5 protein-coding genes and 2 pseudogenes are annotated in these 11,259 nt (G+C 76.7%); 4 read left to right on the forward strand and 3 right to left on the reverse strand.

What is annotated here, in order from left to right; translation table 11 throughout:
* From BJP40_RS30440 to BJP40_RS30450, 3 genes and pseudogenes are all read right to left on the reverse strand, one after another.
* Window positions 1-346, reverse strand: a pseudogene (locus tag BJP40_RS30440) (hypothetical protein); the annotation flags it as partial.
* Window positions 337-687: pseudogene (locus BJP40_RS30445) on the reverse strand (NADH-quinone oxidoreductase subunit A). The pseudogenes BJP40_RS30445 and BJP40_RS30440, both read right to left, overlap by 10 nt.
* A gap of 280 nt (window positions 688-967) precedes the next feature.
* Window positions 968-2,269 (reverse strand): MFS transporter, encoded by a 1,302-nt coding sequence (locus BJP40_RS30450; protein WP_305727971.1) that lies wholly within the window; start codon window positions 2,267-2,269, stop codon window positions 968-970.
* Window positions 2,270-2,307: 38 nt separating this feature from the next.
* Here BJP40_RS30450 and BJP40_RS30455 point away from each other — a divergent pair, with 38 nt between their 5' ends.
* From BJP40_RS30455 to BJP40_RS30470, 4 genes are all read left to right on the forward strand, one after another.
* Window positions 2,308-3,660 carry an aminotransferase class I/II-fold pyridoxal phosphate-dependent enzyme gene (locus tag BJP40_RS30455; RefSeq protein WP_177204515.1) on the forward strand — a complete coding sequence of 451 codons (1,353 nt, stop codon included), beginning with the start codon at window positions 2,308-2,310 and terminating at the stop codon, window positions 3,658-3,660.
* Between the two features lie 489 nt (window positions 3,661-4,149).
* Window positions 4,150-5,004 carry a DUF4132 domain-containing protein gene (locus BJP40_RS30460; protein WP_071284053.1) on the forward strand — a complete coding sequence of 285 codons (855 nt, stop codon included), beginning with the start codon at window positions 4,150-4,152 and terminating at the stop codon, window positions 5,002-5,004.
* Window positions 5,001-10,052: a hypothetical protein gene (locus BJP40_RS30465; protein ID WP_071284056.1), complete on the forward strand. Its 5,052-nt coding sequence runs from the start codon at window positions 5,001-5,003 to the stop codon at window positions 10,050-10,052. The genes BJP40_RS30460 and BJP40_RS30465 overlap by 4 nt, the downstream gene beginning before the upstream one ends.
* Entirely contained in the window at window positions 10,049-11,257 is a 1,209-nt protein-coding gene (locus tag BJP40_RS30470) for an AAA family ATPase (protein WP_226962344.1), read from the forward strand. Before BJP40_RS30465 ends, BJP40_RS30470 begins: the two co-directional genes overlap by 4 nt.
* The last annotated feature ends 2 nt before the right edge of the window (window positions 11,258-11,259 follow it).

Below are 11,259 nucleotides of genomic sequence, written 5' to 3' on the forward strand. Positions count from 1 at the left end.
CGTCGTCGCCGTACGCGGCCGCCGCACGCCGGCCGGACGCGCCGACGAGCCGCCCGCGGGCAGCGGCGAGCGCCGGGCCCACCTCCTCCGGCACCGCGGCGTGCACACGCGCGCGGGGCGACGGGGTGTCGCGTGCCAGCCGGTCGACCGCGGCGCCCAGGGACGGCACCCGCGGGCCGGCGACGAGCACGATGTCGGCGTCCGCGGGGGTCGCCGCCGCAGGGAGGTCCCGCACCCGCAGCTCGCGCTCGGCCGCCAGCCGCGCCGCCGTCCCGCCGGGCATCTCCACCAGCAGGACGTGCGGGCGGGCCGCCGCGGCCCGCAGGAGCGCGGCGCTCAGGTCCATCGCAGGGCGCCCTCCCGCCAGGCATAGACCACACCCGCGAGCAGCACGGCGAGGAAGACGAACATCTCGACGACGGCGCTCGGCCCCATGTCCGAGACGACCCGCACCCAGGGCTACATGAAGACCATCTCCATGTCGAAGGCGAGGAAGAGCAGCGTCACCGGGTACCAGCGGACATGGAAGCGGCTCATCGCGTCCTCTTCCGGCTGGAGGCCCGAGCCGAACGGCTGCGCCTCCAGCGGCGTGCTGTCGACGCGCAGCCACGCGGCGCACACGTGGACGGTGGCGACGCCCAGCAGCGCGACGCCCAGCAGGGCGAGCGCCGCGGTGAAGCCGTCCATCCGCTGTCCCCCGATCGTCGGCCGTGCGCCCCCAAGCCACCGCACCCACCACCCGTGCGGGGCGGGCGGGTCCATGGTGTGGAACGGGGCGGGGCCCCCGGTGCACGCACGGCCGACTGCTCCCCCGTACGGCGCAGCGCGCCTCAGCCGCCCGGGTCCGCCCGCCGGACACCCGCCACGGGCTCCACGGCGCCCCCGCGCGCCGGGCCACGGCGGCGGCGCACACCGGGGGCGCGTCGGCGCGCTGCCGCTTCCCCGCGGGCCGGACGCCGCCCGATCCCTACGAACCGGTGCTCGCCGACGGGGCCGCGTCCCGGGCTCCGGCCGGCGGGGACTGCGCCAGGCGGTCGCGGACCAGCCGGTACTGGACCAGGCAGGTCGCCCCGATGACCGCGCCGAACAGTGCCCACCCCGCCGGGCCCGCCGCGATGGCGGCCGTGACGGCGAGCGGCCCCGCACTGCGCTGCACCGAGCCGGCGAGGCCGTGCACGCCGACGTACGCGCCCTGGGCGCCGGCCGGGGCGAGCGCCACGGACAGCTCCCACGACACCGTGGCGTGCAGGATCTCCCCGACGGTGAACACGGCGGCGGCCAGCAGCAGCGCGGCGGAGGCGAGCCACGGCCCGTCGGCCACCGACGCGGCCATCGCCAGGCCGCCCGCGGTGAAGACGGCCGCGAGGGGCAGCAGCAGCCTCCGGCACGCGGCGCTGCCGGCCGCCAGCCGGGACAGCGGCACCTGAAGGGCCACCACCATGCCGCTGTTGAGGACCGTGAGCAGCGGGACGAGCCCCTCCGGGGCGTCCGTGGCGTGCACGGTCCACAGGGAGAGGCCGACCTGGAACAGCGAGTCGTGCAGGTACAGGACGGTGTCGGTCGCCACGTACGCGAGGTAGCCGCGGTCCCGCCAGGGCGACGCCGGGCGGTACGCGGCGGGTCCGGACCCGGACCCGGCGACGGTGACGCGCGGCGAGGGCGGCTCCCCGCAGCGGAGGGTGAGGGCGGCTGCCGCCGCGAAGGACAGCGCGTCGCCGACGAGCAGCGCCTCGTAGGCGTGCGGCACCCCCAGGGACAGCACCGCGGCGGCGACGAGACCACCGACCGCCCAGCCGGCGTTGGCGGCGGTGCGCACGACCGCCTGGTACCGCACCCGCTGCGGGCCGCCCACCCGGGCGGCGTACAGCTTGGTGAGGACGTTGGCGGAGCGGTCGCCGAAGCTGCCGAGGGCCGCGCAGACGAGCAGGGCCGCGAACCCGTCGGACAGGAAGAGGGCGATCGCGGCTCCGGCCCGCAGGAGTTGGAACGCCACGAGCAGCCGGACGAGCGGGACCCGGTCGGCGAACCGTCCGGCGAGCGGGGCCCCCGCGACGCCGACGGCCGCCGCGACCGACACGAGCGTTCCGACCTCCACCAGGGACAGGCCGGCCACATGGATGAAGTACAGGGCGCTGGTGGTGTTCCACAGGCCGTTGCCGGTCTTGTCGACCCAGGTCACCGCCAGCATGCGGCGCCCGTCGCGCCCACCCGGGATGCGCTCCTTCCACGGCTCCCGCCGCCCGTCGACCCCTCGCTGACGCATCGTCATCGGCCTCCCCCTTGCCGAGAATTATGTACTGATACATAATGTCGAATGTGGCATCACAATATGCGATCCGTGGGGCGACCGCCAAGGGCGTCGCCGCGTCCGTCGAAGAAGGCGTGGCCCGGGGGGCGCTGGCGCCCGGTGACGCGCTGCCCCCGGTGCGGCGGCTCGCCGAGCAGTTGGGCCTCAGTCCCGGCACGGTGGCGACCGCCTACAAGGAACTGCGGCAGCGCGGGGTCGTCGTCACCCGGGGCCGCGGCGGCACCGTCGTCGCGGCCGCGCCCCCGGTGGCCCCGGTGGGCCCCGCCCCCACCCGGCGCCCGCCCCGCGTCCCGGACGGCCTGCGCGACCTCGCCGCAGGCCACCCCGACCCCGCCTTCCTCCCCGACCTGTTGCCGCCCACCCCCCTGTCGCCCGGAGCCCGCTCCCACCGCACCGCGCCGCGGCTGCCGCACCTGGAGGACACCGTCCGCGACTGGCTGGCCGCCGACGGCGTACCCGGCGGGCACGTCACCTTCGCGCACGGCGCACTCGACCTCGTCGCCAGGCTGCTCACCACCGAACTGCGCCCCGGCGACGCCGTGGCCATGGAGGACCCCGGCTACCACCACCTGCTCGACCTGGTGCAGGCACTCGGCCTGCGCACCCTCGCGGTGGCCGTCGACGACGAGGGCATGCGTCCCGGCGCCCTGGACGGCGCCCTGCGCGCCGGCGCCCGCGCGGTGGTGTGCAGCCCGCGGGCGCAGAACCCGTACGGAGGCCGCTTCACGCGGCGGCGGCGCGACGACCTCGCCGCCGTCCTGCGCGAACGTCCCGGCGTGCTCGTCGTGGAGAACGACAGCGCCGCCGACATCGCCGGCGTCCCCCTGCAGTCCCTGGCGGCGGCCGACGCACCACCCGCCCGGTGGGCCCACGTCCGCACCGTCAGCAAGTACCTCGGCACCGACCTGCGCTGGGCCGCGGCCGCCTGCGACCCGATGACGCTGGCCCGCCACGACGGACTGCTGCTGCTGACCTCCGGCTGGGTCAGCCACCTGCTCCAGGAGACCGTGCACGGCCTGCTCACCGCACCCGCCACCCGCGACCGCGTCCGGCAGGCGCACGACGCCTACGCGCAGCGCCGCACCGCCCTGAGGGAGGAACTGGCCGCCCGCGGCATCCCCGCGCACGGGGCGAGCGGCATGAACCTGTGGGTCCCGGTCCGCGACGAGTCGGCCGTCGTCAACGGGCTGCGCACCCGCGGCTGGTGGGTCGCCGCGGGGGCGCGGTTCCGGATCGCCGCCCCGCCCGGCGTGCGGATCACCACCGCGGCGCTGCGCGCGGACGAGGCACCCCGGCTCGCCGAGGACTTCGCGACCGTGCTGGGGGAGTCACAGGCGACCTACGGCGGCTGACGTCACGCCATGCGGCGACCGCCTGGGCCGCGAGGCGGCGCTCCCGTGCGCGCGGGGACGTGAGCGCGGGGGGCGTGCGCGCGGGGACGTGAGCGGCGTCCACCGCACGCGCGGGCTCCGCTGGCCTGCCCCGGGCGAGAGGGGCGCGAGGGGGCGCCCGCTCCGCGGCCGTGCCCACGTGGTCCGCCGTCCGGTTCCGGGGCCCTGCCGGGACGTTCGCCGTCCGGTCGCGGGCCGTATCCGGGGTGCCCGTCGGCAGGTGGCGCTCCTGGCAGGTGCTGCACGGACGGCACCGCGGACCGCACGCGCCCGCCCCTGCGCCGGGCGTCCTCCGGGTGTTCGTCGCCTCCTGCCCGGCCCGTGTGCACAGGCCCGTTGACCTGCGGTGCTGCGGGGTTGTCCACAGATGGGACAGGAACCGCGCCGGCGTTGTCAGACCTCTCACCTACAGTTCCGACCACTTGATCACTGTGGTGCAGGGAGGCACACATGGGGTGGGCCAGCGCGGGCGGCTACGAAGTCGCCCTCGACGACGGCAGAGTGGTGTGCCGCAACGCCGCCGGACGGCGACTGAAGTCCGTTCCGGCCAAGCTCGCGGACGATCCGGTCGTGACGGGACTCCGGCAGCTCGCCGAGTGGCTGGAGCGCCACGAGCGCCGCTGCCTGGACGATGTGGAGCGGTGGATGGTGCGGTCGCTGCCCGTCCCCCTCGCCGTCGTCGAACGCGTGTGGCCGGACCCGGCCTGGCAGGCCGTCCTGCGCGACCTCGTCGTCCGCGGCGAGGACGGCGAGGTCGCCGGCTTCCTGCGGGACGCCGGACCTGGGCGCGGCCTCGGCCTCGTCGACCTCGACGGCGACACCGTCCGCACCAGCCCCGCACTGGTGCGCATCCCCCACCCCGTGCTCCTCGAAGACCTGGAGGACCTGCGGGAGTTCGCCGTCGAGCTCGGTGTGGAGCAGCGCGTCGGCCAGTTGTTCCGCGAGGTGTGGCACCGGCCCGCCGCCCACGACCCCGATGCCACCGCCGTGCACGACTACGAGGGCGGCAGCTTCAAGGAACTGCGCTTCCTGGCCGGCAGGGCGACGCAGCTCGGCTACCGCGTGCGTGGCGGCCACGCCGTGTGCCCCGTGCTGGAGGACGGCCGCACCACCGAGGCCCGGGTCTGGATCGGCGACTACGAGGGATACGCGGAGACCGAGACCGGCCCCCTGACCTGGTCCGACGGCGAGGGACGGACGCTGAGGGCCCGCCAGGTCGGACCCGTCGCCTGGTCGGAGGGCATGCGCATGGCCGCCGCGCTGTACGCGGGACGTGACATCGAGGAAGAGGAGAGCGCGGCATGAGCGCACAGCACAGGACCCCCACCGCGCCCGCCGAGGCCGCGGCCCTGCTCGACGCGGGCGCCGTGCTGCCGGCGGGCACCACCGACCGCGAGGACGCCGACGCCCTCACCGTACGGACGTACACGCACCCCGCACTCGGCGACCGGCCTGTCGTCCGCCTCGTGCCCGGCACCCTCGGCGAGGCCGAGGACCTCGCCCTGGACTTCCTCGGCCTCGCACGCGAAGCGGAGGCACCCGAGGTGGGCCAGGTCCGCCGGGAGACCCTCGGCTTCCCGGCCTGGGCCCTCGTCAACGACCCGGCCAACGGCCACCACGCGCTCGCCCTCGTCAAGGACGTCGAACGGCTCTCCCGGCAGGCCAAGTCCCGGGCCGGCGCCGCCAAGCAGGGGTTCGAGGAGTTCGGCCGGCGGCTCGGCCGGGCCGTCCCGCACTTCCTTCCCACCTTCTACGAGCAGGCGGCCCGGGTCTTCCTCCAGCACGAGAACACCACCTACGCCGCCACGTTCTTCGGCAAGGCCCGCGACGCCGAACGGGTGCACGGCCTCACCGTCGACGAGGAGCGGCTGCGCGCCGTCTTCCTTGAGTTCGCCTTCGCCGGGGCCCTCACCGTCAAGGCCCTCAAGGAGTACGTCAAGGACCTCGCCGGCCGGCTCGACCCCGCCGACGCGTGGGCCCAGTTCCGCAAGCTGGCCGTCGAACGCTGCGCGGCCGGCATGCCCCCGTACGCCTCGCTGCCGCAGGACGCCCGTGCCCTCGTCAAGGCCGCCGGCCTGCACCGCCCCACCGAGGAGGCCGCCTTCGTCGCCGACCTCCTCGCCTCGCCCGCCGTCGTCCGCGCCCCCCGCTCCTTCTGGACGGCCTACCGGCCGGTCCTCGTCGCCGTCGCCGCGGACCGGCCGGAGGTGCGCCACCGGCTGCTGGAGATCATGCCGTCCGAGCTGAACGGCTCCACCGAGGACCACGCGTGGTGGCTGGACCTGCTGGCCGACACCGGTGCAGCCGCCCTGCTGACCGGCGAGGCCGCAGGGCGGCAGGGCGAGGCCGGTGAGCCGGCCGGCCGGGCGGCCGTCGACGCCGCGGACTGGCTCGGCCGCTGGGCCGCCCACCGCAAGCGGGGCGGCGGCCTCGCCCACCGCTGCGCCGCCACACTCGCCCTGGTCCAGCGGATGGCACCGCGCCTGCGCGCCGACGGCAAGCCCGTCGACCTCTTCAGCGGACGGTGGCGCAGCAGCGCCGAACCCGACCTGCTCGACCTGTGCACCGCGCAGCGCATCCCCGTCACCGCCCCCGAACCCGACACGCACCTGCCGCTCGGAGCCTGGCTGCGGGACACCCGGCCAGGTCGCCGCGACCTGGCCGCCACCGGAGCCGACAGCCGCCTGCGGGCCCTCCTGCACCGTGCCGTGGGCGACCTCGGCGGCGATCCCACGCTGCCCCAGGTCCTCGACGCCCTGGCCGGGCACCCCGTCCTCGGCGGGGTGCTCAGCGACTGGCTGGACGAGGCCACCGCCGCCCTCACCGCGGCCCGGGGCCTGCCCGCCGCCCGTGCGGCACTCGGCAGGCTGCGGCCGTTCCGCACGGCCGCCCCGAAGGTCAACCCCGCGGCGGTCGCCCGCATCGCCGCCCACCGCGCCGCGCCGCTGCTCGGCCGGACGCTGCGCGCCGGCATCCTCGACGAACTCGGCTGGCCCGCGCTCGACGAGGCCGTGGAACGCCTGCGCACCGAGACCAAGGGCAAGGACAAGGACGGCGACGCCACGACGACGGTCACCGAAGCGTGGCCCGCTCTGATCGTCGCCCGCCGCGACAAGGTCCTCGTCGTCGGACCCGACCGGATCCTGCTGGAGCACGAGCTGCGCATCCCCGGCCCCCCGGACCGGTGGCGCCGCCCGCACTTCCGCTACACCGACGGTGAGCTCCTCGTCGTCTGGTGGGAGGACGGCAAACAGCTCGGCTACTGGACCGCCCGGCCCGGCGAGGTCTTCACCGTCGGCGGCGAGCAGCTGCCCCGCTGGTGGCACGCCGGTGCCGGCGAGCCGTCGATACCGCTGCCCGGCGGCGGCCGCGCCACCGGCGGGCGCACCCTCCACGCAGGCGACACCGTGCTGCCCCCCGGCCGCCCCGTCCTCGGCGACGGCACCGCCTACTGGCGGCAGAGCCGCAAGGACGGCCGGGCCACGTGGGTGGAGTACGACCCGGCCACCGGCACCGACGGCCGCGCGTCGCTGCCCGCCTTCCTCCGGTCGGCCGTCCGCGACGACGCGCGGCTGGTCCAGGAGCACTGCGAGGTCCTCCCGCTCCAGCCGGGCCTGGAGAACAGCCCCTTCGGTACCGACGGAACCGTCCTCGGCCGCTGGATCCGCAAGAAAGGCGACGGCACCGGCGCCACCCTCACCGCCGGCACGCCCGACGGCCGCACCGTCACCCTCGGCGCCCCCCACGGCCGGGTGCACGCCACCCCGCTCGGCGCCCTGCGCATGCCCGGTGGCGCCGCGCCCAGCGCCGTCCTCAAGCACCGGTCCGTCTGCCTCTACGAGGCGGACGACACCTCCACGGCCGGCGAACTCGGCCAGGTGACCCCGGGCGACCGCGGCAGCGACTTCGTCGCGGGCACCCGCCTCGTGCCGCCCGTCGCGTTCTGGCACGCCCTGCGCCCCCGCGACGAAACGGGCTCCCTCGCCCTGCGCGCCCTGACCGACCCGCAGGCCGAAGCGCTCCTGGCGAGCACGGCCCAGGCACTCGACGAGCGGGCGGAGGAGGCCCGCGCCACCAAGGAGTACCAAGGCCCGAGCGCCGACGACGTCGCCCGGCGGACCGTGTCCCGGGCGCTGCCCGCCCTCACCGACGAGCGGCTCCTCACCGGCGTCACCGCCCTCGTCCGCGCCGCCGTCCGCCACGCCGCAGCCACCGCCGAGTTCACCGCGCCGCCCAAGGGCCCCGCGCCCGCTCACCGCCCCGCGCAGGACATGTTCGCCGACTACAGCCCCCCGCACGGCGACGACGACAGCCTCCACGCCGCCACCGACGGCCTGACCGGCACGACCTACCACACCTGGTCCAACACCACGCGGTGGAACGCCCTGCGGCAGATCCGCGCCGTCAACCACGTCCTGTCCGGCCGTCCGGCCGCAGGCAGGCCGCTGCCCGACCCGGAGCAGCTCACCGCCCTGGACGGCGGCTGGCGCAGCGACGACCGCACCGTGCCCCGCATCGGCATCGGCTGGCTGCCGGTCCTGCCTGCCCTGCGGGCGCTCGCCTACCGCGCAGCCCTGCCCGGGATCCGTGCCGGCGCCCGCGAGGCCCTGCTGTTGCTGCTCGACGCGGTCGGCGAGGGTCCGCTCGCCGATCCCCGGGGCGCCGTCCGCGAAGCGGTGCTCAGCGAGGAGCACCGCGAGCAGCAGCGCGCCGGCCAGGTGCTCCGCCTCGGGGACCGCACCGTCGTCGTCCTCGGCCGACTGGCCGCGGACCGCGGGCCCGGCGGCCGGGTCCGCTGGCTGGCGCTGGACCACGACCCGCACGGGACGTTCGGGGCGGTCGCCCACTTCACGCTGGAGCAGGAGACCGACCGCACCCCCGACCTCCCCGCCGACCGGCTCACAGCCGTCATCCGGCTGGTCCGCGCCAAGGGCCCCGCCCCGTGGCGGGCCGACGCGCCCGCGGCCCTCGCGGCGGCGACGCGGTACGGCGCCGGCCCGTACCAGGCCGCCCTGCTCCTCGCCGCCGGCGGGGAGTGCCTGTCCGGCGACGCCCCGCCCGCCCACGGCCTGAAGCCCCGCCAGAAGGAACTGGCGGCACGGCTCCTGGACACCCTCGCCCCCGGCGACAGGGCCGCCCTCGTCGGCGCCCTGCTGCCCGAGGACCCGGCGGACCTGTGGACGAACGGACCCGACACGGACGCGGCGGGCCGCGTGTGGGACGAGCGGCTCGGCTCCCGCCTCCGCCTCCCGGAGGACCTCGCCGCCCGCCTCACCGACGTGGCCCCGGATGCCGTCGAGGCCGTGCTGAACCCGCGGCTGACACCCTGGCTGAGCCGCACCACCGCGCAGCGCGTCGACCGGGACGGCCACTTCGCCGCCGACGACCCGGAAGCCGTTCCCAGGACGAGCGCCCTCGACTCCGCCGTCCACGCGCTCACCGCACTCGCCTACGAAGTGCCGTACGCCCACCCGCTGCGCGCCGCGCTGCCGGCCGGCCTCGCCGCCCTGCGCCACCGCCTCACCGACCCGGGACTCGTCCTCGACCTCGGCCTCACCTGGGCGGACAAGGGCGGACCCGCAGCCGAGCAGGTCCGCAGCGCCTACGGGCTGCCCGCGGCCGGCGCACGCACCGCTCCGCCCACCGCGGGCACGGACGCCGACCAGGGCCTCACCCGTGCCGGCGAGGCGCTCGTGCTGCGCGTCACCTACGGCGGCACCGAGGGCGTGATGCTGCGCCCCGCCGGCCTGACCGGCGCCGACGACCCTGCCCTCGGACTGCTCGAAGGACTGCTGGGCCCCACGCGGAGCAGCGTCGTCCACGCCGTGCGCGACCTCCTCAGCGGCGCACTCGTCCCGGTGGCCGAGGCCGGCACCGACCCCGAGGGCCCCGCCGGCCACCCCCATGATCCGGAAGTCGGCGTGCCCGACCTGGTCACCGAGGTCGCCGCCGTCCACGGCCTCAGCCGCGACGCCGCCGCGCTGTACCTGCAGATCCTGGCGCTGCCCGACCCGACCGACCGCAACTGCGCCCACTGGACCGGCTGGAAGCCGGCCCGCATCAAGAAGGCCCGCACCGAGCTCGCCGCGAGCCCCCTGGTCGTCGAGGCCAAGCGGGCCCGCGCGGGACGCGGCCTGTTCCTGCCCTGCGGCTGGCTCGACGCCCCGGCCCTCCGCCTGCCCCTGGAGACCTGGAAGGAAGGGCTCTACCCGGTCCGCCACGGCCGCCGCGTCGCGCTCGGCCCGACCGTGCCCGACCTGTTCGCCCGCGCCTGGGAGCGCGTCCGCGCAGGCGACGCACCCGCCTACGAAGAACTCACCACCCGTGCCACCCGGAAGGGCCGCCGCCGATGACCACCACGACCTCCACGACCGACACGGCAACCACCGGAGGCGCGCCCTCCGTGCCCGGGGCCGACCGCCAGGTCGTGCCGCCCGAGGAGCGGTACGCCACCGAACTGGCCTTCCTGGCGGCCTACGACGACGGTCCCCGCCCGCCCGCCTGGCGGCTCACCCCCCGCGCCGCGGTCACCTTCGTGATGGGCAGCGACGGCCGGGCACTGCGGCTCCCCGACGGCGCCGCGGCACCCGAAGGGGTGCCGCGCCGCCTCGTCGTCGAAGGCAAGTTCGTGGGCGACCGCGCCCTCGTCGAGCGGTGCGTCGTCACCCTCGCGGGGGAGCGGGGGCTGCTGCTCGTCGGCGAACCGGGAACCGCCAAGTCGCTGCTGTCCGAACTGCTGGCGGCTGCCGTCTGCGGCACGAGCGGACTGGTCGTCCAGGGCACCGCGGGCACCACGGAGGACCAGCTGAAGTACGGCTGGAACTACGCCCTGCTCCTCGCCCAGGGACCCAGCAGGCAGGCCCTCGTCCCCTCGCCCGTCCTGACCGCCATGGGCCGGGGAGCGATCGCCCGCGTCGAGGAGGTCACCCGCTGCCTGCCCGAGGTGCAGGACTCACTGGTGTCCCTGCTGTCCGAACGCCGCATCGCGATCCCGGAACTCGCCGGCGGCGACGACTCCCTGGCGCACGCCGCACCCGGCTTCAACCTCATCGCCACCGCGAACCTCCGCGACAAGGGCGTCTCGGAGATGTCCGCGGCCCTCAAGCGCCGCTTCAACTTCGAGACGGTCGGGCCGATCGGCGACCTCGACGCCGAGACCGCGCTCGTCCGCCGCCAGTCCCGCGCCGCGGTCGAACGGGCCGGCGCCGCCTTCCACGTCGACGACGCGGTCCTGGAAGCCCTCGTCACCGCCTTCCGCGACCTCCGGGAGGGCCGTTCCACGGAGGGGTGGGAGGTCGAGCGGCCCTCCACGGTCATGAGCACCGCGGAAGCCGTCTCCGTCGCCGGAGCGCTCGGCCTGGCCGCGGCCTACTTCCCCGGCGACCGCGACGTGCTCGGCCTCCTCCCCGGCCACCTCCTCGGCGTCGTCCGCAAGGACGACCCCGCCGACGCCGCCCGCCTCCTCGGCTACTGGGACGGCCCCGTGCGGCGCCGCGCCGAGCAGGGCTCCCCGACCTGGCGCACCCTGTGGGACCTGCGCGCCGTCCTGGAGGCCTGACG

Origin of the sequence: Streptomyces sp. CC53 (assembly GCF_001865245.1) — a bacterium.
GTDB lineage: Bacteria > Actinomycetota > Actinomycetes > Streptomycetales > Streptomycetaceae > Streptomyces.

Coding starts and splice junctions, on each gene's coding strand:
- BJP40_RS30465 (WP_071284056.1), top strand. CDS start 5,001: ATGAGCGCACAGCACAGGACCCCCACCGCGCCCGCCGAGGCCGCGGCC.
- BJP40_RS30455 (WP_177204515.1), top strand. CDS start 2,308: ATGTCGAATGTGGCATCACAATATGCGATCCGTGGGGCGACCGCCAAG.
- BJP40_RS30450 (WP_305727971.1), bottom strand. CDS start 2,269: ATGACGATGCGTCAGCGAGGGGTCGACGGGCGGCGGGAGCCGTGGAAG.
- BJP40_RS30460 (WP_071284053.1), top strand. CDS start 4,150: ATGGGGTGGGCCAGCGCGGGCGGCTACGAAGTCGCCCTCGACGACGGC.
- BJP40_RS30470 (WP_226962344.1), top strand. CDS start 10,049: ATGACCACCACGACCTCCACGACCGACACGGCAACCACCGGAGGCGCG.